Below are 26,128 nucleotides of genomic sequence, written 5' to 3'. Positions count from 1 at the left end.
CGGCCCATGGCAGGGCCAGGCGCCGCACGGCGATGTCGGCGACCCACAGCAGAAGGGCCGCCGCGAGCAGCGGGTAGCTCCAGTCATGGAGCACCCGCCGGGAGGTCGCCTCCCGGTCGAAGACCGCTTCCGGCTTCTCCCAGTCCAGCACCCGGCCGCCGGTAAGCTCGGCCAGTTGCTTCAGCCCCTCCTCGCCAGTCCCGGAAGAGATCCGGTACTCCGGCGAGTAAGGAACGACAAAGCCCGTGCCTGGAGCCACCTTGACGGAACCCCCGCCGCCGGTGGCATCCTCCAGCGACATCAGGAAGGCGCCCGGCTTCGATACATCCACCTGACCGGTGTAGCGGCCGGGTGCTTCCTGAATCAGCTCGACCTTCCGTTCGCCGGCTTCATCGCCCGTAACGGTCGCGATCAGCTTTTCGGGCGGATTCTCGCCGTCCGTCTCGACCTGCAGATTGACCCGGTTGCCCGCCGCTTCCGTCGTGACCTCATACGGGGATGACGCGAACTGCGGAAACGTCCATTTCACGATTTCGGTCAACGTGTCCGCAAAAGCCCCCCACGAAACCCATTCCCTGGACCATTTCCCGGTCAAGTCGCTCGTCCAGGCGACCGTTCTCCCGGATCCATACTGCCACCGGGCAAGAACGGGATCCGGTTCCGGGCTCGTCAGCACGACCTGGGAAGAGGATTTCGGCGTTGCCGCCACATATCCCAACAGGCCCGGAACGCCGTTGCCGAACAAAGGCTCCCAATCCCCGGCGTTCTGAATAGCCGGTATAAACGGTTTGTCCACGATATACGATTTGGCCATCATCACCGCCTCGCGGCTGAATACGGCCGGCAGCGTCGTTTCGTCTTCAACGAAGTAGTACCGTCCCTTTGCCGCGTCGGCAAGCGACTGCAGCAGTGCCGTATCCGAGTCCGCGCCGACGGCGACCGAGGACAGCGTGATTTTATTCTTCACCATCGTATCCGTCAGATCGCCGTAACCGGAATTCATGGCGGATTGCCCGTCGGTCATCAGAATGATATGTCTCCGCTGCGTTTTTATGGCCAGCATTTCGTCCAGCGCCGAGGAAACGGCGGGATAGATGTTCGTCCCTCCCGCGCTCTGGATGCCCTGAATGGCCTCCAGCACGTCCTTTTTATCCCCCAGCTTTTGCGGAGGTACGACCCACCACGCGCTGTCGTCAAAAGCGACAACGCCGACCGTGTCCTTGGAACGCATTAGTTCGACGGTGCGCATGGCGGATTCCTTGGCAAGCTCCATTTTGCTGCCGCTCATGCTGCCCGAGCGGTCGATGACCAGTATCAATCCGAGGGACGGAATTTCCCGTTTGCCCTCCAGTTCCATCGATACCGGGAGAGCCTTCTCGATCGGCGTCTTAAAGTATCCCCCCATGCCGAAACTGTCTTCTCCCCCGGACATCATGAACCCGATGCCGAAGCTGCGGACCGCCTGCTCGATGAGTTCCATCTGCTTGCCGCCGACATCGCTGCCAGAGACATTATTGAAAATGATACTGTCATAGAGCGCATACTTGGCCGCCTCCAGCGGCAGCATCTGCGGCGGAATCACTTCCGTCCCGATCATCCCCGATTGCAGGGCCGCCGTGATGTTGCCCGAGGTTCCCGGCTTTCCTTCAACGATAAGCACCCTCGGCGGTCCATCGACACGGGTAAAATCGAATCCCGCATTGTTCGCGGAGGATTCGTCGCCGTCCATGAAGATTTCCGCGCGGTAGCGGTGCAGGCCCGGGGATTTCGCCAACCCTTTTACCGCGAAACGGTTTTCGCCCACGGACAGTTCGACCCGTTGCCTTCCGATTTCCCGGGTATCTTCATAAATGCGGAGCTCCCCCGCCGTTTTGAAGGTGCTTTTGATGAGCACCTCGACGTAAAAGGCTTCCGCTTGATATAGCTTGTCCGGCACCTTCAGCTCCTCGACGGCGGCGTCCCGGATTTCCCGGCCCGGAACCGGAAGAACATCCACCGCGATGCCGCGATCCTTTAGCAGTCTTCCCGCCGCGGCCATGCTCCCGACGTTCTCCTCCCCGTCGGAGAGCAGGACGATCCGCGAATCGGCCCGTCCTTCGAATAAATTGGCTGCTAGCTGAAGCCCCGCTTCCAGTCCCGTAAATTTCCCCTCGACGGACGCATTGAGGGAAGCTCCGGCATCCTCGGCTGCCGACAGCTTGCGCTCCACGGCTCCCTCAAGTCCGACCGACACGACGGCCGTGCCGTCTTTCTCGCCTTTGGCCGCAAGAGATTGTCTGATCCACTGTCCCAGACGAGTTGAATCTCCCATGCTGTCGGACCGGTCAGCCAAATATACGACCTGCTTGTCTTTAAGCACCGTAAAGCCGTGAAGGCCCGACAGCATCAGGATCAGCAGAAGGATCACAACAGCCCTGATCGAGAGCGCAAGTTTCTTACGGAACCCGCCCAGACGGAAATCCGAGCGGTAAGCATAGAAGAGAAAGGCTGCGGCCGGTATCGACAGCAGTAACAGCCACGGGTAACTAAATTGAACGCCCACGCTGGTACACCCCCCATTCCGCGGCAATGACGGCCAGTGCCAGAGCGGCAAGCCAAGGCATCAGAGGGGCAGCGGAAGTCCCAGCGCCGCTTTGGCCTCCCGAGCCTTTCTTCTCTTCCCCGCCGGCAGATGTTCCCGCTTCATCCTGGCTGACGGCCGGGCCCTGACCCGCCGTTAATTCGCCCTCAAACGAATCCGGCGTTACCGAAACCCAGTGGCTGACCTTGTCCCCTGCTTTATTTTCCTGTTCAAAAACGTACAACCCCGGCACCTCCGGCACCGTTTGTGCGGCAGAGTAGCCTTTGTCGGTCCGCGCCGGCTCTGCCGGGCGGAAGCCCGTCTGCAGCGCAAGACCCTCTTTCGGGATCCAATTGGCCTTCACCGTATCCACCGAAATCGGAATATCCGCCGCCGCCCCCGCCATGTAACGCCCAAGACCCGTACCATTGCCGGAGGCCATCCATTTCAGCGCATTATGAACCAGCACCGGAAACTCAGGGGATAGCGGCAGATCGCTGTCCTGCAGCAGGAATCCAAAGGACAAGCGCGGGTATCCCCCTTCCTTGCCGGCATATACGATCGGCGTGTCGCCGAGCTTCATCACCGGATCGCCCCAGGATGGCTTCCCGTCAACCAACGTGCCGATATATACGCCCGACAACGTCACGTACGAAGTAACGGGATGATGGAGGATCACCGGACGTCCTCCCGGATTGGCTTTCTTTTCCCCGTCGGTTCCGAATGTCCACAGCGGAGAATTGGCGATTAATGCGGCCCATTCGCCTGCCCGGAAGCTGTCCGGTACCGGCCCATCCATCACGATCAAATCGAATTTTCCTTCCGGAACAGGGACCGCTTGACCGTCCCCTTCTTCTCCGCTGCCTGATTTGCCTGCCTGATCGACCGTGATCCGGGTAACCTCGGCTCCGTTCAACTGCAGCGCCTTCTCCAGAAACAGGTTGCCTGAAGTCAGCAGGAGTACGCGCGAGGTGCCATGCTTTTGACCAAAAGCATAGGCCTCATTGTCGGCGGAATAATCGTCTTCTCCTGACACTTCCAGCCGGTAGGCTTCCGCAAACGGCAAATCCGGGAAGGTCACGGTCGCCTTGCTCCCGGATTGCACCTCGACCTCCCTGGTCGTTAAAAGCTTCCCGTCTCCGTACAGACTGACCTCGGCCGCTTCGGGCTGGCTTGCGCTGCTGCTGATGACCGCCACGGCAGTATGAACCGCTCCGGCTCCGTCCCGGCTGGAAATGCCGAATTGCTCCACCGTCAAGTTGACCGGCGCGCCGCCGGATATTTTCTCCACCGACACCGGCACGTTATACGCGATTTGAGCCGGATCCTCCTTCCACTGCCCGTCCGTAAACACCACCACTTCCGCATCCTGCTCTTCACGGGTCAATGCCGAAGCAAGGGAGAGCGTCTCCCTGTAAGAAGCCTGCCCGAAATACGGCTCCATTCCGTCAACCGCCTTTTGTATCGTATCCCTGTCCGCTTCGCGGGAAACCAGGGTAACGGGCCGCGCTCCTACGGCCAGCACCGTGATATCGCTGCCTTTCCCCTGATTTTTCACGTAGTCCTTGATACGCTCTTTCAAGAGGTAGAGCCGGGTAAAGACTTGGCTCGGGTCAGCGGCCCCCTTTTCCCGCTCCACTTGAACGCTCATGCTGCCGGAGGTATCCGCCACGATGACGATGTGCTGGCTGCCGGATCCGGACACCTTCAAAAAAGGCTGCATCAGCGCAAAAACGAGCAGCGCGGCCGCCAGCAGCTGAAGCCACAGCAGAAGCCGGTTTTGCAGCTTCTGCCAAGGCCGGTTGGCTTCCAGATTGCGCAAAACCCGGTTCCACAGAAGGTGGCTGGGCACCGTTGTATCCACGTATTTTCGCTTAAACAAATACATCAGCACGATGGCCGGCAGCGTAAGCCCGAACCATAAACTGAGCCATGATTGAATTCCCAAAAAAGTTCTCCTCCTTCAGCCCGCGGCTCCGAAAAAAGCGCCGGTTTCCCGTCCAGTCATTATAGAGGACCGAACCCGAAAGCTTCTATCCTTTCACCAATCCGGCACCCGCCAGAATGCCGAACACCGCTTCCTGGAGCGGCATATCGTCAGGGATCAGAACATAAGTCATGCCTCGCTCCGCGCATACCCGCGCCAGCATTTGCCGATAGCGCTCCAGTTCCTCCCGATAAGCCTCAAGCACGCGCCCGGTTACCGCGACTTCCTTGCCGGTCCCCGTTTCGATGTCCACCAGGCGCAGGTCTCCCGACAGACGCGGCTCCAATTCTTCTCTTGACAGGATATGAACAAGCACCGTCTCCTGGCCCGCACCGGATAAAAGGGATAGGGAACGCGAAAGCTCCTCCTCCCCGCCTTCCAGCCAAAAATCGGAGATGATCCAGGTCATGCCCGGAAGCCGCGGCAGTGCGCCCGGTACCGACAACGCGGCCGCCAGGCTGCCGTCTCCTCCGACCGGAGCCTGCTGCAGGTGGGTAAACAAGCGGTGGGCCGCCCCTTTTCCGCGAAGCACCGGAAGCCTCGAATCCAGCGTGCGGCTGTAACAAGCGACCTGCAGTCTGTCATAGGAGGAAAGCGCCATGTACCCGATGCTTGCCGCGAGCTGCCGGGCCAGCTTCCATTTGGCGCCGTCCTTATCCGTTCCGGACGGCCCCTCCGGGGAGGAGCCGGAAAAGCCCGGGATTCCGCAGCTGTCATGGAGGCGGAGCAGTCCAGATAAATGCTGACCATCAGCTCCTGTTCGTCCATAAACTGCCTCACGAAGGCTTTTCCCGTTCTGGAATAGACGCCCCAGTCAAAGCGCCGTACATCGTCTCCCGGGGTGTAGAGGCGGTAATCCGCAAACTCCAGCGAAGAACCGAGGCGGCGTGAACGCCGCTTTCCTTGCAGCGTGCCGGCCACCCGGGTTCTTGCCCCCAGGCTGAGCCGCTCCAGACGGGTCAGCCACTCGGGAGGAAGCAGATGCCCGGCCCCGCTCACGCCGTTCCCTCCAGCTTATTCAGCACTTCCTGAATGACGCTGTCCGTCGTAACCCCCATGGCCTGTCCTTCAAAATTCAAGAACAACCTGTGGCGCAGCGCCGGAAGCGCCGCGGCCCGGATATCTCCCGTCGACAGATGCATTCGTCCGTTGAACAGCGCCCGGACCTTGCCGATCGAAATGATGGACTGAACTCCGCGGGGACCGGAGCCGAAACGCACATATTTACGAACTGCTTCCGGTGCCGCAGCTTCCTCCGGATGCGTCATCATGAGCAGCTTGACCGCATAGTCCAGCACTTCCTCCGCCACGAGCACCTCCTTGGCTGCATGCTGTATGTCCAGCAGCTCTTCCGCCGAAAGCTGCTTCTGTACCTGAATTTCATGCGAAGAGGTGGTCCGTCTTACGATTTCCTTCAACTCCTCGGCGCTCGGGTAGGAAACTTCTATTTTCAGGAGAAAGCGGTCCAGCTGCGCCTCAGGCAGCGGATACGTCCCTTCGTTTTCCAGCGGGTTCTGGGTAGCAAGCACGAAAAACGGTTTCGGCAAACGATGGGTTTCGCTGCCTACGGTTACCGTTTTCTCCTGCATGGCTTCCAGCAGCGCGCTTTGCGTTTTCGGGGTCGCCCGGTTGATCTCGTCAGCCAAAACGATGCTGCTGAATAAAGGCCCCTTCTGAAAGGACATCCCGGTGTTTCCCTGCTGGCCGAAAGACAAAATATTCGTTCCCGTGATGTCGCTCGGCATCAGGTCGGGCGTGAATTGGATCCTTGAAAAGGACAGATCCAGCGCTTCGGACACCGTGCGGACGAGCATGGTTTTCCCCAGTCCCGGAATCCCTTCAAGAAGGGCGTGGCCGCCGGCAAAAATGCACCAGAGCATCTGCTCCACGACTTCATCCTGGCCGACGATCACTTCACCGATCTGGGCTCTCAGCCTCGATATTTTTTCCATCCATTCCTGCGGTTTCACTGTAATTTCAGACATGGACCGCCCTACCTCTCTTTATCGTTCTATTTGCGTTTCAGTACGTGTCGGGTCACGGATTGGGGTTGATTTGGGTGAAGTAATCCTCCACCAGCCCCTGCATTTGATCCGGCAGCTGGCTTCGGCCGAGGGATCTGCGGGCTTCCGCCGCATAATCCTTGTATACTTCCTCATACGGCCTGGAGCTGCCCGGAAGGGTAGGGGAGACGCCGCCTTTCTGAATTTCGCCGCCTTTGCCCGTCAAGGGGCCTTTGTCATTCTTGACGTTGCCGCTCCCTTTAAGGTCTCGGGGGGTGGTCACCAATTCGCGGCCTCCGGAGCCTAACCCCGCACCGGAACCGGCGCCGACTCCCTGGCCTGAACCGCCTCCTTGGCCGGCGCCTGCGCCCGCACCCGCTCCGCCTGCGCCTTGGCCCTGTCCGGCCCCTTGTCCCTGGCCTCCGGCGCCTTGCCCTTGGCCTTCACCGGAGGAGTCCTCTCCTCCTTCGCCGTTTTCGCTGTCCGTGCCCTCGCCAAGCCCCGCCTGCGCCAGCGCTTCGGCACTGCCGCCGGTACTCCAAGCGTCCGACACCGACAGGCCTGCGGCCGACATCTGTTCAGCGAGGTTCAAGCCCTGGGACGCCAGGGCGGCGGCCAAATCGGAGGCAGCCTTGGATGCGCCGTCCGCGGAGGTTTTGGCTTCGGCTGCCTTCGCCAGCTCTTCCGCCAGCTTTTGGAGCGCTTCTTCCTGTTCCTTGGTCAACTTCCCGTTTTTCAGGGAATCGGATGCCTTTTGCAGGGCTTCTTTCAGCTTTTCGGCTTCGGGATGCTTCCCGGCCTCTTCCGCCAGCTTTTTCAATGCATCCTTGAGCTTGGATTTTTCCTGATCGGACATGTTCTTGACCTTGTCCGTCAGCTTTTTCATCTCCTTCTTCAGCTCTTCGGACTTGCCCTCCTGCAAGCTTTTGCCTGCCTTGGACAGCGACGGATGATCCATCATCTGCTTGGCGAGCTTGGTAAGGTTTTTGGAGTTCTCCTCCTGTTTTTTTGCCGTTTTTTCGAGCTCTTTCATGACCTCTTCCAACTTATCCAGCACCTTTTCCGGGTGCTTCTGGGCTGCCATCTGCTTCTTCAGTTCGTCGATTCTCTCCTGAAGCTTCTGTTTATCCTCCGGTTTCATGAGCTCCTTTTTCAGCTCTTCGGCCAGTTGATCCGTCTTCTTCACCTGTTCCTTGATCCATTTCTGCTGCTCTTTGGCAGCCTCTACCCGCTTATCCATCGGATTGGGGATGAACATCATCACCAGCAGGGCGGCAAGACCGGCACTGCAAATGATCAGCGGCTTTTTGCGTTTGGGGGACGGCATCCGTTCTTTCATCGAAGCTGCGAAACGGCCGCCGTACAGCTCCGCCTGCTGCCGCTGGTAACGCGCGGCGGGCGAATCGTCCTGCATGAAGGACAGGGCCGTGACCATCATGTCGCTTCGCTCGGCACCTTCGGGGGAGCCGTCCATGGCGGAGGCTGCGGCCTTGACCGGAATGCGGCGAAGCCATCCCCACAGGAAACCGGCGGCCAATCCCGCCAAGGGAAGAGCCGAAGCCGCAATCCGCATCGAAGGAATCGGAATCAACCTTCCTAATATCAACAGCAGCATTCCGGCCGCGAGACCGCCAGCCAACCCATAAAGCGCATAAGCCACGGCTCTGAAGCGCTGCAGACGGCGGCGGGCCGCTTCAATGAAACGCATAATATTATCCACCCTTGCGCACCCCCTTTTTCGTTACTTTGGCTTTAAGTGGTCTGCTCTTCCGGTATGACCTCTGCCTTCGTTATGTTCGGCGTCTTCGGTGCTTTCGGTTTGCCAAACAGCTTGCCCCGGCGCACGGGACGAATCCGGCGGATGGCGATCCACAGCGCGATGATAATGACCACCGAATATACCGAAACAAACTCAAGCCACAGCTGGATCGGAGGCTTGCTGCTGATCGTTCCTCCCCGCATCATAAACGCTTCCTTGGAGAAGGAGGGCTCGAACAGACTGATCAATGCGCCGCCCGGGTTAAGCCCCATCAGATAGCCGACCCACGAATAGGTTTGTCCGGTCGGCTGCACTCCCGACATCATCAAGTTGCGCTGCTCTATCCCCATAAAGAACAGAAACAGCAGACCTGTCACCAGGAATATAATCAGACCGGCACCGTAAGTCACAATAATGGCCACGATCGTCCGCTTGAACAGCGTGGAGAACATTACGCCAAGCGAACCGAGCAGCAGCATCACGAACAAATAGAATAAAAATACCGATACCAGCTGTTTCGGCGATATTCCGCCGTACAGAAATACGATACTGTACACGGGGAGCGTCGCCAGCACGATCAGTGCCATAAAGCTGAGGGAAGATACCAGCTTGCTCAAAACGATGGTGGACGAGCTTTGCTGAGTCGTCAGCAGCATGCTCAGCGTCTGCTTCTCCCGCTCGCTGCTAATAACTCCGGCCGTCAAAGCCGGAGCCATAAAGGCTATGAGAATCAGCTGGGCAAAGCTAAGTACGTAAAACATCATCCGGCTCGTTGTAGGGTCAAACCGCTGGGAATTGTTTTGGCCCAGGTATAAGAAAATATAAATATATCCCATTGCGACTGCGCTGAGCGCGAGGACATAAAACAGTACCGACAGCATGGAACGGGTAGACCGCATCCGCAAACGGAACTCCTTGTCCAATACGGGATTGATCATTTTTCTGCTCCAATTCATGCCCGGGATCCCCCTTTCGTGATTTCCAGGAATACATCCTCCAGATTGCTCTGCGCCTCCTGAAAGGATACAACCGGGATTCCCCAGGAAATAACCCGACGGAGCAGCTCGCTCTGCTGAGCGTCGTCACCGCTGAAATGAACGTGCACACCGGTATTGTCGGTGAAGACGGAGGTAATAAATGGTTCGTCCCGCAGCTTCTCCGCCAGGCTTCTTCTTGCTCCAACGTTCGGATATGAATGACTTTTTTCACGCGCAGGCGGTTTTGGATGTCGGCTACTTTTCCTTGGGCAATCATTTCCCCGTGTTCGATGACTCCGATTTCATCCACCATCTCCGCAAGCTCCGGCAGGATATGGGAAGAAATAATGATCGTTTTGCCCATCAGCTTCAATTCCTTTAAAATTTCCCGCATCTCGATCCGCGCCCGCGGATCAAGGCCTGAAGCCGGCTCATCCAGAATGAGCACGTCCGGATCATGCACCAGGCACCGGGCAAGGCACAAACGCTGCTTCATGCCCCGCGACAAACTGTCGACGTAGGTATCGGCTTTATCGCTGAGGTTGACCAGCTCCAGCAACTGCGGTATGAGCTTCTCCCGATCCGGACGAGGAATGCCGTAGCTTGCGCCGTAGAAATGAAGATACTCGGTCGCCTTCAACTGGTCGTACACACCGAAGAAATCAGGCATATAACCGATCCGCTTTCTTACTTCCTTTGGATGTTCCGTAACCTCAAAACCGCCTACCTTGGCCGTGCCCGAGGTGGGCAGCGCCAGCGTGGCCAAAATGGACATGGTCGTGGATTTGCCGGCTCCGTTCGGGCCGACGAATCCGAATACCGAGCCTTGGCCTATATCAAGGCTGATGCCCTTCAGCGCCTCAAAAGCGCCGTATCGTTTGCTCAAATCCCTGATCTCGATCATTTATTTAACTTCCCCCTTCAGCGACAGCTCCGGCATTTTGAACATTCCCTGGGTTTTCGAAGTGATAGAGAACCGAATTCTGTTGTCGACGATGTACCGCTTAAGGTTGTCCGTTACCGTAAAGACTCCGTTTTTGCCCTCGACCTTTTCCCAATCGTTCTTCTCGGCATTCCAGATCTCCATTGTCATATCTCCGCCCAGCTTGATTCCTTTAATGGAGAATTCGGAATATTCCACTTCATTCGCCGACGCGAGAAGGAACTCCGCAATCATGCTGCCTTGCCCCAATTCAATGCCATGAGGGTACACGGAGAAATTCGGAGAGTTCATCTGCGTGACTTCCGGATTTACGAAACCGTATGGAATATTGATCTTGCCGTTTTTGCCCCATTCGATCTGCACCTTTTGAGTCCAGAAGTTCAACTGATCGCTGTGGATTGCTTTGCCTTTCAGGGTGTAATTCGTTAAATCATCCTCGCTCCAGCCGAAAACAAAGGCGCTGTTCATCATCGTTCCCGAACGGTAGCTGTAGTTCGACAATATGTCCCGCTGGCGGTTAAATTGATCTTGCTGACTGTAAGGATAGATCAGTCCGGCCAAATCTCCTCCCATGATTTGAACCACCGAATTTTTGTTGTTGGGGATTTTGACGGAGCCTTTACGCGGAATCTCTCCCAATTTGTAGGCTCTGCCGCCGACGACAAGCACGACCTCCTTCAGGTCATTCAACGTTTCATTGGCTACGCTGCCGGTAAGCTGCCCGTTGGAGTCAACCTCCACCTCTACCGCCAGCCGGCCCGTTTCTTCGGGAGTCGGGTTGTCGGCCCAGAATTTGGCTAAAGACCACTGTGGCATATCCCGAAGCTCAAGTTTGGTCTGTTCCTCTTCCGTCCGGATAAAGCTCTTGTTTTCGGCAGCGCCGCCGAATCCGCCGTTCATCCGCTGGGTTTTCAAATACGTGCCCTTTGCAAACTCCAGTTCATAGTTGCCGCTTCTCGGCGTGAACAAGGCCGAAGCCGTAGATTTGACGCCTTTTCCTTGGCCGTCCATTTCGATAAGGTTAATGGTATGCGCCATCTCCTCGGTTTTGTCGGCGGATCCCACCACATATACGGTGCCGCTCGCCACCACCGCGAGCAGCGGGATGAGAAACCAGGCCCATTCCCGCTTGTCCGCCTTCTTCAGGATGAAATACAGCAGCGGTGCCACAATGACGGCATAGGCCAGCAACATCCAGAGAAGCATTTGAAAAGAAGGCATTTTGAGGGATGGAAAATAGTCCAGAACGTAACTCAAATTATCCATCAGCGATCCGAAATAAACGTTTCCGTTCTTTGGCAGTTCATTGCGTAAAATCGAGGCCCAAGCGTTCGCATGTCCAGCCCATGAGCTTACCGGCTCCATTGATACGTCATAAGCCGCGTACCATACTTTCCCTTGCTCCAGGCTGCGCGAGGCGAAAAGCGGCATTTCGGCAGCAGCGGTGTCCACCACCGCTTCCTTTACCGGAACCGCCGTGGAAATCGTAAAGCTTCCATCCAGCTTAAGCGGCTTGCCGCCGAGTTTCTGCAGCTCGGGGAGCTGGGTTACCTCCAAAGTTCCGTTTGATTGCACGGGTGCAATATCGGCAAAAGGAGCCGCCGTTTTGGCATATCCGGCGCCGCCGGACAGAACCAGGGTTCCTCCGGATTTCACCCAGGTTTTGATCGCATCCTGCTGTGCCTTGGACAGCGTATCGGAAGCAAAGTTGTTGATCACCAAAACATCCAGGCCGTCCAAAAGCATGGCATCGCCGGAGATGTCCTCCGCTTTCAAAGGAACGGTAAGCACGCTGCCTCCTTTCCCGTTCAGAACGCTTAGAAAATTCATCGTGTCCTGGTCATCGGACAAGACCCCGATCAGCGCGCCCATCATCGGCGTCTTTTGGACGTATTTTTTCCGGAAGCAAACGGCAACGGTTTTCCGTTCTTGTAGGAGCCTTCGTAGAAGGTGATTTCGTTATTGTCCTTATTGAAAAAATACCCCGGGACTCCGATCGTGATCTCCTTGGCCGTATCCTTGGGAAGCTCAACATGCTTCACATAGGCCGCATCCTGCCCCATGCCGTTCGTGTTTTGAATGCGCACGACGATATCGCCGGAAATATCCCGGTCGCTGGTCAGAACAAGCTTCAAAGGATTCCATTTGTCCTGTTTGATGTTCCCTTTGTAACCAAGCTCCGTCTTGAGTTCGATTTTGGGACCGTCCGCATGGGCCGTGCCGCCCTGCAGCGGATACGGCAATGCCGCCGTCAGGAACAGTACGATTGACAGCATCAGGATCCCTGATAATTTTTGATAAAACGACAAATGATGATTCCCCTCTCCATCTGATAATAACCGCGTACTTTGGCTTTCCGTCCTTTTGCCGCTCCTGCGGTTTGTACCGATTCTTCTATTAATGACGAGTCTTGTCGAGCAAAAGTTTGTACGAAATGCCCGATATAGGCAAAAAAACATCCCGCTCCAGTTTTTGGAGCGGGATGTTTATCCTGATTGCAGCATGCTTGGGGCTGCTCCATTGATGCAGGTCTGCATCCATTATAGAGATGGTTCGAAAAGTAAGCGTCCCTTGTACATGTCAGCCTTTCCGATGGTGGAATCCTTGTAGCCGGTGCTTATCGAACTTATGGTTACCGCCGTTCTAGAATACGACGGTTTTATTGTGGTGCACGAGGATGCGGTCCTCAATATGCCATTTGACGGCTCTCGCCAGAACCACGCGTTCAATCGTGCGTCCGATGCGTTTCAGCTCGTTCACGTCATCCCGGTGGCTGACGCGCTGCACGTCCTGCTCGATGATCGGACCACCGTCCAGCTCCTCGGTCACGTAGTGCGCCGTGGCGCCGATGATCTTGACGCCGCGCTGATAGGCTTGGGCGTAAGGCTTGCCTCCGACAAAAGCCGGCAGGAAGGAATGGTGGATGTTGATGATCCGGTTCCGGTAATGCTCGATGAACAGCGGCGAAATGATCTGCATGTAGCGGGCCAGAATGATCACGTCGATGTCGTCGCCGATCACCTCAAGCTGGCGTTTTTCCGCTTCGGGCTTGGTATCGGCGGTCACCGGGATATGGTGGTACGGAATGCCGAAGGATTCCACGTATTCCTTCATGTCGGGATGGTTGCTGACAACCATGGCGATATCCGCGTCGAGATCTCCCGCCTGCCACTGCCACAGCAGTTCTACGAGGCAGTGATCTTCCTTCGATACGAAAATGGCAAGGCGCTTTTTGCGGGATGTATTGTAAATGTTCCATTCCATGCCGAATTTGCCGGCTACGTCCGCAAAGGATTGTTCCAGATCGGGCAGCTTGCGCTCAAGCTCCGGCAGATCGAACTCGATCCGCATGAAGAACATGCCCCCTGCCGGGTCCATGGTATATTGATCGGACTGAACGATATTGGCACCATGCTGGTGCAGAAAATGGGATACCGCCGCGACGATTCCCGGTCCGTCGGGACAGGCGATGAGCATGCGGGCGCGGTTTTGGTGCTGCTCTGCCGTAGAATGCAGGTTTTGTTGACGTGAATATCCATTCGGCTGTATGTTCCTCCTCTACTCTCTCTATCTTATGGTTTTTAAGCCTGTTGCCCTTGACCGGCCAGCCAAGCTATAATGCGCTGATTCAGCTGTTCTTCCGTGCAATCCGGAAGCAGCCCCGCGTTTGTCGCCATGTCGTACAGGCGTTCCATCGGCTCGCGGGGATCCGCCTTTTTGGCTTTGGCGTCATTCTTAAGCACCGTCCAGGTATCCAGGACAAAGGCGCGCGGATCAATGCCTTCGCCCGCAAAATAAGTTCCCAGTTCACCGACCTGCGTCAGGAATTCGGGACCGAACCGTTCTTCCACATCACCGCGCAAAAGCGCGATTTCGATTTCGTACATCGGCCGCTGGGTTTTGGCGTCCTTCCCGATCCAAGGCGTCTCCAGAATGAACGGGCGGCCCTGCAGACGGTCGTTGTGAACGATCTTGTTAATCGCTTCAAAGCCGATCCAGCCCGTTCCGATCGGAGTATGGCGGTCTTTCGCCGCGCCGAGCGGATTTTTGCTGTCGTTGATATGAACCACGGTAAGACGGTCCAGCCCGATCAGCCGGTCAAACTCGTCGAGTACGCCGTCAAGGTCATTCACGATGTCATAGCCGGCATCATGAATGTGGCATGTATCCAGACAAATGGCCAGGCGGTCGTTGTATTTTACTTTATCGATGATTTGGGCGATTTCTTCGAAAGTGCGGCCCATCTCCGTCCCTTTGCCGGCCATGGTTTCCAGAGCGATTTTGACCTCGGTTTCGTCCGTTCCGCCCAGCACCTCGTTCAACCCTTCGGCGATCCGGTCAATGCCGTATTCGGCATCCTTGTCGGTGTATGCCCCGGGATGCAAAACGATATTCTTTACGCCGACGGCATGGGTCCGGCGGATTTCCTCCTGCAGGAAGCTGACCGCAAGCTCATACGTGCTGGGCTTGTACGATCCTAAATTAATAATGTACGGCGCGTGGACTACGATCTCCTCAATCCCGCATTCTTGCATCAAAGCCTTGCCCTCAGCCAAAAACATCGTTTCGATCGGCTTGCGGCGCGTATTTTGCGGTGCGCCGGTATATATCATGAACGAGCTGGAGCCATAGGATTTGGCCTCCTTCGCCGCAGTCAACAGCCCCTGTCCGGAAAAAGACACGTGGGAACCGATTTTCAGCATGTAACATCCCCCTTTATTCACACAATTATCACCTATTTTAGCCTGATTGCCGAAAGAAATCTAGGAGAGATGAAAAGTAGAGAACGTTTTTATAGAAAGTGAGGAATGATTTATTTAATAGCATTGCGTTCGGGCCCTCGAAATAAAGCTGGAAATGCGCTATACTCATAAAAAAGGTTATTTGTGATCTAAATCATAGAGGTGATATAAAGAATGCTGAACACTGCGCCGGTATTTAGATTCTTGACATCCAGCGCGCCGCCGTCCTGGTTCATGAATACCATCGCGTTCTGGGGTTGGGTCATGCTGGGGCTGATGTGCATCGGCGGATTTTTCATGTTCCGCAAATTTTTGAAAGTCCTGCCGAAGGCTGACGGAAAATCCAAGCTCGATTGGCAGAATTACTGGGTGGAGAAAAGCCGCCCGCTGTGGACCGACGACGCCAAGTCGTTTCTCGACGAGCTTGTCCAGCCCGTGCCGGGACCGTTCCGGGACATTGCCAAGCACTCCATAGCAGCCGAGATCGGGAAGATCGCCGTGGAGAGCGGAGCCGGCGAGGTTACGCGGGATCACTGCATCAAAGGTTATATTGTCGCAACACCCAAGCGGGACTATAAATTCCTGATGAATTTCCTTCATAAAAAAGGAATCGACTACGCGCCATATCAACATCTAATTAATAAGTAACTGTCTGGCTCAACTGCTGCTTTGAGAGAAAAACAGCTAATGAGGCAAGTCCAATCCTTTTCCAAAAGGTAGGCTGGTAGAAGCACAACCACAAGTTACAGCTAAATTGATGGCTCAATCTCTGGTGACCTAATCATACGAAGGAGGCTGTCCAAGATCTCTCTCGGATCTTACGGACAGCCTTTTTTTCATTCGCTTACTCCCGCTCACCTGGCTAGGGCTTTTAATAATCCAAGCTGCCTTGCAAGGGAGATGTTTGGTTAATCACTTTACCTTGTACGTTCGAATGCTGAAGACTATTTTACCTGCCACAAAGCAGGAACGTTAGACGGTTCCCAGCCAAGAAGCGATGTATGCGGTTGGCGGCAAAGGTAGGTCTTGCCTCCATACGTTACTTCATCATTTACTTTATAGCTGACATTGGGAGCCCAAGCTTGAGTGCCGCCTTGAGCATCGGTGGTAACGCCGACGCTGGTGCCGGTCGAGACATTGCCTGCTGCATCCTTTGCCGTCACGGTGAATTGGTAGCCGGTATTTGGTGTCAGATTGTTAATCGTAGCGGTGGTGCCCGTCACATTGACGGTGTTCGTTCCGAAAGAAACCGTGTAGCCGGTGACGGCGACATTATCCGTGGAAGCAGACCAGCTCAAAGAGACGCTGGTTGATGATTTGGAGGCAACCGTTACGTTCGCAGGAGCCGTTGGCGGCTTCGTATCAGGTACCGGAGGGGTCAAGCCGTCCAGATAGGCGCGGTGGCTATTGGAGAATTCAAAATTGTTGAACTTATCCCAATTGACGGACCAGGTCATTACGCCGCGGAAATTCGGATATCCGGTTATACTGCCTCGCGTTTTATAGCTGGGCAGCTGTATGCCTTTGATTAGGGCATCAAGTGCTTTTTGCACCTCGGCTACAGAAGTGAAGCCGCCGCCTGCATTAGGACTGGCCGGCAAACCGAGAAGTACTTGATCCGGACGAAGCGCCGGGAAGAAATGGTTCGAATTTTTGGCAACCGGAAAACCCGTCAGTATCATATCGGCCATAGCGACATGAAAATCGGCACTGCCCATGCTGTGATATTGATCGTCAAGTCCCGTGATTGGGCCGGAATTATAGTTCTGCACCTGCAGCCAGTCAAGAATATCGCGTGTCGCGTAGATGACCGGCAAATACGAACCTGCGCGGTTGTCGCAGCTGATGCAGCTTCCTCCATAGAAAGTATAACCGAGCTGCACGAAGAACGTTTCCGGGGCCATCGTCAGGTAGAAATTATCCGTGCCAAAATGGTCGTTGATCGTGCGCAAGGCCGAAATCAAGTTGACGATAACCGGGGTAGTCGGGTTTTTGAAGTTGCTGTCTCCCGGATTCAAGTAAAGCGAATGGCCTTCAAAATCAACGTCGAGACCGTCAAACCCGTATTTTTCGATTATGGCTGTCACGGAGTTAACAAAATTATTGCGGGCAGCAGTGCTTGGCAGCTGAACTTGCCCATTCTGCCCCCCGATGGAGATTATGACTTTCTTGCCTTGGCTTTGCAGGTAAGCCACGTCTGCTTTAAAATCGGCGTCCGTGTAGTTATATGGAGTGAACCCGATGGTTCCATTCGTTACTCCGGATGTCGGTTCAGCGAACGATACGTTGATGACATCAAACTTGGGAGAGGCGTCACGCAGCTTAATAAAGCCCGAGCCGTTCTCGAAGTTGTGCCAGTAGCCTACCATCGTCTTGCCGGATACGGCGGCATACGCTTTCGGTGGACTCTCCGGAAATTGAAGCAGCGGCAAAACCAGGACGGAAATCAACATTGTAACCCATAGCTTACGGAAATCCATGCATTTGCCAATCATTCGTAATTTGCCTCCTTTACATACATGATGTGAACGCTTACGATTCTTCCCTTACTTCTCCGATTTGAAAGTTCCCCTCCCTTCTTTCGCTTCCATGTCTGATTCGTCGGCTGACGGCGTGACTTGCTCGGCATCATGCATTCTACTCCTTCATTATCAAGAACGGACAAGCGGGACAATAAGGGATAAAATGCAATATAACCGGGGTAAATTTCTCTATTCGATAAAATGAGATGCACAGGATTCGGTCCATGCCTTGATAAGAAAAAATTTTCTCAATTATTCATGGTTCTTTTGCTAATATCCCATATAGTAAATTATTGGAAATAATATCTCTCAACTTTCGCAGCTTGGTCTTTGCTTTCAAATTTCCGCCTGAAGTATCGACTTCCCTCATATATCCATCGGGGCATGCATTCGCAAAGTTGCGTTTAATTTGAAAAAAACGCAAGGAAACAAGGATAACAAAAAACAGGTCAATTATGGTGGTATCTACCATAATTGACCTGTCCGATGTATCGGAATAGCGTTATTTAGGGTATAAAGTTCAAGCATTGATGTACGTACTAACAAATTTGTGAATTCTTCACATGGGCATTACATGAATTTTATGTGTTATAGAGTGGGTGTTGGATTCATTCGGACGGGTAGCCCACCACCAGGCAGGTAATACTCACCAATTTTTGTGAATTTTATTTTTTATTGTATTGATATAGCCTTGGTAAGTCTCCTTCTGTTCATCGAACATCCAAATATCCGCTAAATCTATCAAGTCGTTCTTTTCAACATTTTCAATCATTCTATCCAATTTGCTCTTATATGCTGAAAGTATATCCGAACTAACAGATGACAACTTTTCCATCAATTCCATTGAATCAATATCAGCATAGAAGGGTGTATTCTGTTCATCAATCCTTTCAATAATTTCAAACGTCGCTAAATCTGTAAAAACATCCTGTCTAATACAACGAATCAAATCGAAGTTTGATAACTCACATAAACATTTACCTATAATTTCCAAGTACCACACAGGTAGCGACATATCAGAAAACTTTGTTGCATTTTGCACTACACTTTCATATTCTTCATCAGTCAAATACTCTTTTAATGTCTTTTTTCTATTAATCATATACATTACTCCAATCATTATTTAGGTGGAAACACTCCGCCATGTGGATCAAACATAGTTTCAATTTTTTCAATTGTAGCGTTTACCTCATTCAACTTAGATGTGTAAAGTTGTCGAAGTTCAGCATCTAAATTAGGATTTTTAAGCATCCCTTCCCAACTTCTTTTTAAATCATCTAAACCACGATATGCATCAGAAACTTCTTGAGCATGATCATAATAACCTCCACCTCTACTACTGCGTCCGCCACGCTTTGTGCTTCTTGAAAATCATCAAAGAATCTTCGTTGTGTCGTTCCATCCCATAAGAGCATCATCATAGTGATTTGTGTATTAAGATGAGAAGTTATCATTCCCAGGTGTTCAGAAGCTCCAGCAAATTGATCCGAAACCTTTAACATAACTTCAGGAGGAACAAGTATTTTTGACATAATCGACCTCACCAATATTTGGTAATAACTAATCTTACATCTTTACAAATGTTTGGAAAAGGTCCGCTGGTTATAGTTACATTTCACTATAAATGCTGGCAGGAAGTTACTGTTTCACTGTAATTGCCCACACTAAGGTCCTAAAATAAAGACTTCAAGAATGTACTGAAGTTTCATCTGTGTTTAGTAACTTTCTTAAGTTATAATCAAACTTGCATTTTATCGTGAATCTTCATTATCCTCCTCCCCCCCCCTCTTCACTCTCTTTCTTCTTCGTAAAGCATCATTCCTTAGGTTTCAGTTATGTCGTTCATGTAATCGTCAACAGTGACCTCATATCTAGCCTCTGCAATGTTTTCATTTGAATAGATCGGAACATGCAATATCAACAAGCATGAAACGTATACCGGTCTCCCGCAATGATAAACATGTCCCCCTCCTGAAGCGGATATTCCTTGTAGGGGACCATCGGCTCGTCTTTCAGGATCGTGCCGTTTTTCGAGCCGAGGTCTTTGATCACGTATCCGTCGGAACTTCGCGAAAGCTCCACATGCGCTCGGGATATGCCCGCCGTCCGGGCTACATACTGGGAGACCTCCGCCGATCTGCCGATAATGAAATGCGGCTGATTCAGCTCTACCCGTTCCATGCCGCCCTGTTCCGGAAAGGACACCTCCAAGTAAGCAGACGGTTTATTGGGGCGCTCGAAGGTTCCGGCATGGCCCCTGTCGGCATCCGGCTGAAGAAGGACCGTGCCGCCATCATCTGAGGAAGTCAAAAGCTCCGTCCGGCCGCCAAGTGAACGGTAGTAGTCTTCCTCGTCGGTTCGTCCGGGGAAACGCTCCTCTATCTTCTGCTCAGCAGGAAGTCTATCCATAAGGCTGCCATACTCCTGGCGAGGCATCGGACCGTTCCCGTCCACGCGGGAAAGTTCAGGGTCATTTTCCTTGCGCCAGGGCAACGAAACCTTGGAAGGGGACGCATTCCATCTCCATTCTTCCCCAAAATTATCATCATCGGATGCCTCCTCCTTCTGCCTTCCTCTTCCCTGCAGAAAACCGGTTAGCTTGTCAGCCTGAAACCGGAAACGCTTCTTCCCTGCTTCCCCCCCGTAATCCAGCTCCTCGGAATCCAATCCGGTTAGGGGGATAGAGCCGGAGTCCGCAGAACCGGAGAGTCTGCCGATTTTCCCTTTCCAACCCAGTACCGAAACAACGCCGAGGACGCACGTAGCCACGACGGATATCCCCAGCATCCCCCCGCTTGGATTGTCCATATATAGAAATCGCCAAATCGCGGCCATCCCAAGAAGGCCCCCCAAAAGCCAATAAGTTCTCAGAGAGGAAGCCGACGTGACCTCGTCCGAATAATCTTCATCGAATCCTGCACCTTCCCGCTCTCCCGTTCTCTCCGGATCGGATAATACCCTGCGCTTCAACCCACCTTCAGATTCCGGCATCACCTTTCCCTTTGAGAATGTCGGAATCTCGTTCCTTCTTTGAGGTAAGTCCTGTCTTCCGCCTGTTTGACCGTGAGGCCAGCGATGACCCGGATACGGCTCTCGGACATCCTGATCGGAAACCATCCCTCCCGATTGCCGACTCCCCCGCGGAGCAGAATACGTAAATATTGAATCAGAGCGGGCTTCATGGTCACCGTTCTTGCCTGCTACAACCGGGATACGGCTTATACTCGTCCACGCCCCGCTCGCCTGTCCATCCGGGACAGCCGGGGCCGAATATCCCACATTCGATCCGGGGCCCGCTGCATGCCTGCCACTTCCATCATGTTCTTCCCGCAGGCGGTTGCCATCCTCTCCCGTCATAAGCTCGATCAAAAGGCGTTTTAAGCCATTAAGATTAAACTCTTCACTGCCGCAGTACTGCATCAAGGTTTGAACGCCGCCGCCCTTAAGCTCGGATACGTAAACCACAAGCCTGGTCAAAAAATCCCTGATCTTGGGACCCGTCGCTTCCTCAGGCTTGCTTACGTCACCTTGGAGCGGCACATAAGTCAAATACAGCACTCCCATGCGCAGCGACCCTTCTATGAACATGTAGTCTTCATCCAGAATGTACTGCTCCGGTCTAAGCATGTACATCGCGCTGTCCTGCAAAGCCGAAACGACCTGCAGCAGAAGTCCGTAAAACTCCGTCAAGGTGAGCTTTTCGCATTTTAGGGATTGGGAAAGCATCTTTTTACCGGTGATGTTGTACTCCAGCGTGACATGATAATCCATCTCCTTGATGTATAGCGGCAGCATGTGGGGAATCCTGGATGAAAGGATCATTTCCTTCTGGACCCGGCTGATCTCGCTGGAACTCACCCCTTCGGCACGGTCCAGCACCATAAAGGTTCCTCCATTTTGCACAAAATCCCTTTTCAGCCCGAACAAGGTCCATCCCTCCTTAAATCTGATAAAAATATGCCCAAATGACGCCCGGCAGTACAGCCAGCATAAAAGGAAACCGAAGGTGATCCTGTTTGCCGCTGTTCCATGGAGACAAACTGCCAAGCATAAAGACGCCTGCGGCATTCCCCGCCATCCTTTTCATTCGCTTGAAGGTTTCCCTGCGCCGGATCAAGATGACGAGTCCGATGACCCCGGCGCACAAAACGGAATAAAACACCGCATGCAGCGTAAACCACAGTCCGCACCATGCTCCGATTCCACCGAACAATTTCACGTCCCCGGCTCCGACGGCACCGACAAAGTACATGAGAAGCACCGCAAAAAATCCCCCGGCCATCCCTTTAAGCGAATACAACAGCCCTTCCGCCCCGCCGGTTAATCCAAAGTACGCCATGCCCAGCACCATTGCGGGAATCGTAATCCAATTCGGTATTTTCATGGAACGAAGATCCGTGATTAAAGCCGCCGCCAAAAACGCCGCGCACATTGCGTAAGCAACCGTCACTGCATTCCCTCCTTTCTCCAAACAGGTCCCTACTGCCGTTCAACTACGGTAAACATGACTTCCAGCCGTTCACCCTGCGCCGTTTCAATAACGAACGGCCACGTTCCGGGGGTGGTATTAAAGCCGACGTTCCATTCCCATTCGATATAGCCGTTTTCGTCCGCCGTTTTCCAGCCCAAATATTTCGCCGTGCTTTGACCGGATTTATAGAACACGGATAGCTGGGCCGAAGCTCCAGGCGCGATCTTCGCCCGTACCTTTGCCTGCTTGCTGGCAACCGCCGGATTCGGCTTATCCAATAACTCAATGCCGCTCTCCTTCCCGCCGTTTTGCCCCGTCCCGCCGCCTCCGCCTTCGCCGGTATCCCCAATCCATAATCTCTCCTGCGACTTGGCCTGCAGCACGATTTTTTTGCCGATAAACGGGACCTGAATCGGCAGCTCATAACTGACCTCGATTCCAAAGTAAGGATGCTCGCCGCTTTTCAGATTCGGTACCGATACATTGGAAACATGAATGCGATCATAATCCAGCAAACCGCCGGGCATAAACGGCTTTAAGATCGGCTTGATGACCGGATCCAGCAAAACCTCGGCTGTCTCGTTCTTCAACTGCTGAAGCGGTTCATCTCCGGCTGCCGCCGCGTCCTCAATCCATTGATTGACCGGCGATGGAAGGGACGAGCTGTACTGGGAAGCCCAATCCCGAAGGGACAGCTTGGGAATTTCCCAATGGGAGGTTTGCGTTCCGCCGCCCGTCTCCGCCCCGTTTCCGGATGAATCCCGGTTTACGGCAATCGATACGGGATAGATATGGGATGCAACCGTCTTTACGGCATCCGACACCGTACTCTGCAAAGCCGTCCAGATCAGCGTCATTTGAACGATATAAATGAGAAAGATAACAAAAAACATAAACAGCGGCAGCACAATCGATGCCTCCACAACCATGCTGCCCCGTTCGCAGAAAACCGCTCTTCTCCGCCTGTCCTTCAATCCGATTAATGCTGTTCGCTTCATTCCAGAACTCCTAGTAGGAAAAATCGGCTTTACGGGTGACCATGTAACGGCCTCCCTCCACCCGGTCGGCTCCGCTGCCCAATACGGTCCCGAGCGCTTTCGTTATCCCCGGCAAAAACCATAAACGCATGCCCATAACGATTTCTCCCGCAGCATAAGTTCCCCTTTCCGCGGGATTCACTCCCGTATTCAATCGAATGAGGGCCAGCATACGGGACATTTTCTTCTCGTTATTGCTGTGTACAAACAGAAACACGCGTAAATGGTCCCTGTACGTCACTTCGACCGGCATGTACTTCGATAATTCGACCGAGCCTTTTTGGCACAGGCGAATCATGTCCTCAATTGCTTTCTCGACCCCGTATAATATCGCAGCAGCCAGTATCAGCAGCGGATTTCCCATTTTGCTGTTGACGATAAAGCCCTCCATCGTCCGTATGGCCAGCCTGGAGGCGAAAATTTCTCCATAGGCCGCAGCAATATTGCCTGCAGGGTTATGAAATCCGTAAAGAATGTACTCCACTTCCTGATTGGATATCGCAAATTCGTCACTAAGACTGGATAGGGATGAGGGATCCTTTACGGCATCTGCCAGCCGGGTAATGTCAAAATGCTGGAAGTAGTGCACCGCGTATTCATTCTGAAAAAGCTCATCCCTAATGCCTTCGAGGAGAACGCCCATAGATCCGTAAGCATCATCCATCCCATCCATCGAGGACTTCCCTGCATCATAAGGGTCGCTGGGCAGAGCTTGCCCTTGAGGAGGAGCCCCCCCTTTCCCTTGATTGAAGGAAAGGCTTTCGTCATAGTACCGCTGCAGCTCCCGGAACTGCTCCATCATTTCGCTGCTGCCCTGATTTCCGCCGCTGATCGCCTCAATCACCTTGGCTGCCTCTTTCAGCTTGAGCTGTGCCTTCTTTTCCGTCTCCTTTCGTTCCTTATCCGAGGAACGAAACTGCTCCAGCAACGCCATCTCACGGTCAAGCACATTGTCTTGGCCACGCTCGCCGTACTTTCTCAAGTAATCCGCAATCTCCCGGCTTGCACTTAGGACGGATTCCTTCATTCCTGCTCCCCCCATGGAAGAGAGGAGAGAAGAAACACGGCCTTCGACCGATGCCCAATTGCCTTTTTGGTTATCTATTTCCGCCTTCAATCCGTTCATCAATCCATCGCTGTGAATCAGTTTCTCGGCTTGCTGCCGGATAGAGCGAATCATCTCCGCATCTCCAAGATCCGAGTTGTCCGAACCCGGCGTTCGGTTTCGGCTCACCTGATCGTACCCTTCAGTTTCCTTTCGGTTTTCGGCGTCCTTGATGACCTGTTTCATTTGTTCATTGATCTCTTTGGCTTCCTCCCACAGATCGGCGGCTTCCTTCAACCGCTTCTCGTGCTCTTTCCGTGCTTTGGCCGCCTGTTTCGAAATCGCTGATTCCATGGACGACACCCCTGATAAATACGATTCAATGAGCGAGGTATACAGCTTCTCTTCTTCGGGAGGCCGCCCAGCATCCTCCTGCGACTTGGCAACATAATCGTTATACTGAGCGGCGGCGTCGGCCGCGCTGCCGATACCGCCGCCCAAGTCTTCATCAGGTATGGCGGAACCCGGCGGATCCATAATCAGCCGGGATAAAGACGCGGCGCTTTCTCCGGCTTTCCGCTGCTTGTCAAGCATGTCATCCAGGGCTTGTTCCCTTTTGTCATAGAGCTTCCTCAGCTTCTTCAATATATCGACGGTGTTGGACGCTTCCTTCATCGACTGCGACAACGGCTTGAATTTGTTGACGAGTTCCAATGTAAAATCAATGGGAGCCTTGTACTTCATATCCTCGCTGATCTGGCGATTGAAAATTTCGTACTTGCCGATCGGGCGCTGCAGCTCAAGTCCCGAGCTGTCCAGTTCCAGTGGGAGCAGCTTGAAGGCGTCGCTTCTTTCGCCGGGACTCAAACTCTCGTTAAGCATCCTCCCCATGATCAAGTCGCCTCCCGTCTCCCCGAAAGCATACAGCCCGTATTCCTGTTGAAGCTGCTGGTCATACGAAGACATCACCGAACGGACGGCGGCATGAGCCAGCCTCTCGCTTTGCACCTTCATCGCCCCAATTCGTGCATAGTCAATAAATACCGCCGTAAACATAAACACCACGGACAAAGCGATAATCAAAAAGATGGAAACCGATCCCTGCGTGTTTCTTAATCTCTTCCTGGTTAACCCTTGTGCCGATCTCACCCATCCGCTTACACTCCGCCAGGAGCCTTGCACCTTCTTTTTTCTGCAATCTCTTCCCGTCACTATTTTCGCCCCCCATACTGCCGAAGAACCTCCGAGGCCGTCCCCGGATCGGTTCGGTGACCGCCAATCCCCTTGAACTTTGAGCCGTAATAGCGCATAAGTTCCACCGTCCGGATAAACTCGACCGGATCGACGATAACCGACGGGGAACTAACCTGAAGCTCCAATCCTCCAGGCATGACTCTTGCCAAGGGTGTTATGGTTTCAGGCCAGGATAATTCGGTACTCACTTTTCTCAGCAGCACTTTATTGTCATAGCTGATCTCCCCCCGCATGCCATGCGGTGCCGCTTGAGCCGCTTTGGACATTTTCACCATCGGCAACTCGCCGCCGTCAGAAACCTCGCCAGGAATGGAAAAACGGCTTGAGTTTCCCGTGTTCCCCCACCCGAATAAGGTACCGAGCAAATGGTCATCCGTCAGCCTCCAATACAGCGGATCATACATCCCCTCCGGGACGCTCCCGTTGACCGCTTCCTTATGGCTGTTATCCCAGCTAAAGGCTGAGCGTTCCGATACGGCAGAGGAGGCTTGGACAAGGAATGATTTTTGATAAATATACAAACAAAGAAACAGAAGCAGCGCGACGACCATTAGCACGATCGGCAGAACAAGAGAGGCTTCAATCGTGAAGTTCCCCTCGTTGTTCTTCCAGATCCCCGGCCTACTTAAGGAATTCCTGGCTTTTCTTATCAACATTTCCGAGCAGGTTATTGATCAATTCGGTAATTTGTTTTTTGAACAACAGGGCGATGATCAAAATCACGACGATAATTAGGATCACTTCCAGCGTTCCCAATCCTCTTTCATCTTTCCAAAAGGCCTTTAACTGATTGCTAATGAACGGAAAAAACATCGTTTGACCCATCCC

Annotated in this window: 21 protein-coding genes and 2 pseudogenes; 2 read left to right on the top strand and 21 right to left on the bottom strand. The window is 53.5% G+C overall.

What is annotated here, in order from left to right; genetic code table 11:
• The 3 genes from XI25_RS29840 to XI25_RS35605 form a co-directional block, all read right to left on the bottom strand.
• The coding region (locus XI25_RS29840; RefSeq protein WP_046681439.1) for a VWA domain-containing protein at window positions 1-2,542 on the bottom strand (2,542 nt) is incomplete at its 3' end.
• Entirely contained in the window at window positions 2,526-4,508 is a 1,983-nt protein-coding gene (locus tag XI25_RS29835) for a vWA domain-containing protein (RefSeq protein WP_046681438.1), read from the bottom strand. The genes XI25_RS29840 and XI25_RS29835, both read right to left, overlap by 17 nt.
• An 85-nt stretch (window positions 4,509-4,593) precedes the next feature.
• Entirely contained in the window at window positions 4,594-5,148 is a 555-nt protein-coding gene (locus tag XI25_RS35605; protein WP_235440503.1) for a DUF58 domain-containing protein, read from the bottom strand.
• Between XI25_RS35605 and XI25_RS35600 the strand changes: the two genes are divergently transcribed.
• On the top strand, window positions 5,147-5,293 hold the full coding sequence (locus XI25_RS35600) for a hypothetical protein (protein ID WP_235440502.1): 147 nt from the start codon (window positions 5,147-5,149) through the stop codon (window positions 5,291-5,293). The genes XI25_RS35605 and XI25_RS35600 overlap by 2 nt on opposite strands.
• A gap of 22 nt (window positions 5,294-5,315) precedes the next feature.
• Here the strand turns inward: XI25_RS35600 and XI25_RS35595 are convergent.
• From XI25_RS35595 to XI25_RS29795, 9 genes and pseudogenes are all read right to left on the bottom strand, one after another.
• Window positions 5,316-5,468: pseudogene (locus XI25_RS35595) on the bottom strand (DUF58 domain-containing protein); the annotation flags it as partial.
• 74 nt (window positions 5,469-5,542) lie between these two features.
• Window positions 5,543-6,532 carry an AAA family ATPase gene (locus XI25_RS29825; protein WP_046681437.1) on the bottom strand — a complete coding sequence of 330 codons (990 nt, stop codon included), beginning with the start codon at window positions 6,530-6,532 and terminating at the stop codon, window positions 5,543-5,545.
• A 52-nt stretch (window positions 6,533-6,584) separates the two neighbouring features.
• Complete coding sequence (locus XI25_RS29820) at window positions 6,585-8,270, bottom strand: phage tail length tape measure protein (protein ID WP_046681436.1); 1,686 nt, start codon at window positions 8,268-8,270, stop codon at window positions 6,585-6,587.
• A gap of 32 nt (window positions 8,271-8,302) precedes the next feature.
• Window positions 8,303-9,265, bottom strand: coding sequence for an ABC transporter permease (locus XI25_RS29815; RefSeq protein ID WP_046681435.1), 963 nt, complete (start codon window positions 9,263-9,265; stop codon window positions 8,303-8,305).
• Window positions 9,262-10,190: pseudogene (locus XI25_RS29810) on the bottom strand (ABC transporter ATP-binding protein). Before XI25_RS29810 ends, XI25_RS29815 begins: the two are co-directional and overlap by 4 nt.
• The gene (locus XI25_RS29805) at window positions 10,191-12,104 is read right to left on the bottom strand and encodes a hypothetical protein (RefSeq protein ID WP_235440500.1); all 1,914 of its coding nucleotides are present in this window, start codon (window positions 12,102-12,104) and stop codon (window positions 10,191-10,193) included.
• A complete protein-coding gene (locus XI25_RS35590; RefSeq protein ID WP_235440499.1) occupies window positions 12,101-12,538 on the bottom strand; it encodes a hypothetical protein in 438 nt (145 codons plus the stop codon). The genes XI25_RS29805 and XI25_RS35590 overlap by 4 nt, the downstream gene beginning before the upstream one ends.
• A 334-nt stretch (window positions 12,539-12,872) precedes the next feature.
• On the bottom strand, window positions 12,873-13,706 hold the full coding sequence (gene purU / locus XI25_RS29800) for a formyltetrahydrofolate deformylase (protein WP_200901498.1): 834 nt from the start codon (window positions 13,704-13,706) through the stop codon (window positions 12,873-12,875).
• 104 nt (window positions 13,707-13,810) lie between these two features.
• Complete coding sequence (locus XI25_RS29795) at window positions 13,811-14,932, bottom strand: deoxyribonuclease IV (RefSeq protein ID WP_046681433.1); 1,122 nt, start codon at window positions 14,930-14,932, stop codon at window positions 13,811-13,813.
• Window positions 14,933-15,145: 213 nt separating this feature from the next.
• On the opposite strand from XI25_RS29795, the gene XI25_RS29790 reads away from it, so the two are divergent.
• The gene (locus XI25_RS29790) at window positions 15,146-15,619 is read left to right on the top strand and encodes a DUF2621 domain-containing protein (protein WP_046681432.1); all 474 of its coding nucleotides are present in this window, start codon (window positions 15,146-15,148) and stop codon (window positions 15,617-15,619) included.
• Between the two features lie 296 nt (window positions 15,620-15,915).
• Here the strand turns inward: XI25_RS29790 and XI25_RS29785 are convergent, their stop codons facing one another.
• From XI25_RS29785 to XI25_RS29740, 9 genes are all read right to left on the bottom strand, one after another.
• Window positions 15,916-17,466 (bottom strand): carbohydrate-binding protein, encoded by a 1,551-nt coding sequence (locus XI25_RS29785; protein WP_046681431.1) that lies wholly within the window; start codon window positions 17,464-17,466, stop codon window positions 15,916-15,918.
• Between the two features lie 673 nt (window positions 17,467-18,139).
• The gene (locus XI25_RS29775) at window positions 18,140-18,595 is read right to left on the bottom strand and encodes a contact-dependent growth inhibition system immunity protein (protein WP_235440498.1); all 456 of its coding nucleotides are present in this window, start codon (window positions 18,593-18,595) and stop codon (window positions 18,140-18,142) included.
• 175 nt (window positions 18,596-18,770) lie between these two features.
• Window positions 18,771-19,025: a hypothetical protein gene (locus XI25_RS29770; RefSeq protein WP_046681429.1), complete on the bottom strand. Its 255-nt coding sequence runs from the start codon at window positions 19,023-19,025 to the stop codon at window positions 18,771-18,773.
• 385 nt (window positions 19,026-19,410) lie between these two features.
• Complete coding sequence (locus tag XI25_RS29765; protein ID WP_046681428.1) at window positions 19,411-21,420, bottom strand: DUF6382 domain-containing protein; 2,010 nt, start codon at window positions 21,418-21,420, stop codon at window positions 19,411-19,413.
• Between the two features lie 13 nt (window positions 21,421-21,433).
• The gene (locus tag XI25_RS29760; RefSeq protein ID WP_046681427.1) at window positions 21,434-21,943 is read right to left on the bottom strand and encodes an A24 family peptidase; all 510 of its coding nucleotides are present in this window, start codon (window positions 21,941-21,943) and stop codon (window positions 21,434-21,436) included.
• A 29-nt stretch (window positions 21,944-21,972) separates the two neighbouring features.
• Complete coding sequence (locus XI25_RS29755) at window positions 21,973-22,962, bottom strand: TadE/TadG family type IV pilus assembly protein (RefSeq protein WP_046681426.1); 990 nt, start codon at window positions 22,960-22,962, stop codon at window positions 21,973-21,975.
• A gap of 10 nt (window positions 22,963-22,972) precedes the next feature.
• Window positions 22,973-25,258, bottom strand: coding sequence for a hypothetical protein (locus XI25_RS29750; protein WP_235440497.1), 2,286 nt, complete (start codon window positions 25,256-25,258; stop codon window positions 22,973-22,975).
• Complete coding sequence (locus XI25_RS29745) at window positions 25,258-25,956, bottom strand: TadE/TadG family type IV pilus assembly protein (RefSeq protein ID WP_046681425.1); 699 nt, start codon at window positions 25,954-25,956, stop codon at window positions 25,258-25,260. Before XI25_RS29745 ends, XI25_RS29750 begins: the two co-directional genes overlap by 1 nt.
• Window positions 25,922-26,113 (bottom strand): Flp1 family type IVb pilin, encoded by a 192-nt coding sequence (locus tag XI25_RS29740; RefSeq protein ID WP_046681424.1) that lies wholly within the window; start codon window positions 26,111-26,113, stop codon window positions 25,922-25,924. The genes XI25_RS29745 and XI25_RS29740 overlap by 35 nt, the downstream gene beginning before the upstream one ends.
• Window positions 26,114-26,128 lie beyond the last annotated feature (15 nt).

The organism is Paenibacillus sp. DMB20 (assembly GCF_000987955.1).
GTDB lineage: Bacteria > Bacillota > Bacilli > Paenibacillales > Paenibacillaceae > Paenibacillus_AQ.
This window is presented reverse-complemented; position numbering and strand designations above follow the sequence as displayed.

Bases quoted from the DNA above. Each gene is read 5' to 3' on its own strand.
- XI25_RS35605 (WP_235440503.1), bottom strand. From the start codon at position 5,148: ATGGCGCTTTCCTCCTATGACAGACTGCAGGTCGCTTGTTACAGCCGC.
- purU (WP_200901498.1), bottom strand. From the start codon at position 13,706: ATGCTCATCGCCTGTCCCGACGGACCGGGAATCGTCGCGGCGGTATCC.
- XI25_RS29785 (WP_046681431.1), bottom strand. From the start codon at position 17,466: ATGATTGGCAAATGCATGGATTTCCGTAAGCTATGGGTTACAATGTTG.
- XI25_RS29755 (WP_046681426.1), bottom strand. From the start codon at position 22,962: ATGAAGCGAACAGCATTAATCGGATTGAAGGACAGGCGGAGAAGAGCG.
- XI25_RS35600 (WP_235440502.1), top strand. From the start codon at position 5,147: ATGTACCCGATGCTTGCCGCGAGCTGCCGGGCCAGCTTCCATTTGGCG.
- XI25_RS29795 (WP_046681433.1), bottom strand. From the start codon at position 14,932: ATGCTGAAAATCGGTTCCCACGTGTCTTTTTCCGGACAGGGGCTGTTG.
- XI25_RS29740 (WP_046681424.1), bottom strand. From the start codon at position 26,113: ATGTTTTTTCCGTTCATTAGCAATCAGTTAAAGGCCTTTTGGAAAGAT.
- XI25_RS29815 (WP_046681435.1), bottom strand. From the start codon at position 9,265: ATGAATTGGAGCAGAAAAATGATCAATCCCGTATTGGACAAGGAGTTC.
- XI25_RS29775 (WP_235440498.1), bottom strand. From the start codon at position 18,595: ATGATTAATAGAAAAAAGACATTAAAAGAGTATTTGACTGATGAAGAA.
- XI25_RS29825 (WP_046681437.1), bottom strand. From the start codon at position 6,532: ATGTCTGAAATTACAGTGAAACCGCAGGAATGGATGGAAAAAATATCG.
- XI25_RS29790 (WP_046681432.1), top strand. From the start codon at position 15,146: ATGCTGAACACTGCGCCGGTATTTAGATTCTTGACATCCAGCGCGCCG.
- XI25_RS29745 (WP_046681425.1), bottom strand. From the start codon at position 25,956: ATGTTGATAAGAAAAGCCAGGAATTCCTTAAGTAGGCCGGGGATCTGG.
- XI25_RS29805 (WP_235440500.1), bottom strand. From the start codon at position 12,104: ATGATGGGCGCGCTGATCGGGGTCTTGTCCGATGACCAGGACACGATG.
- XI25_RS29770 (WP_046681429.1), bottom strand. From the start codon at position 19,025: ATGTCAAAAATACTTGTTCCTCCTGAAGTTATGTTAAAGGTTTCGGAT.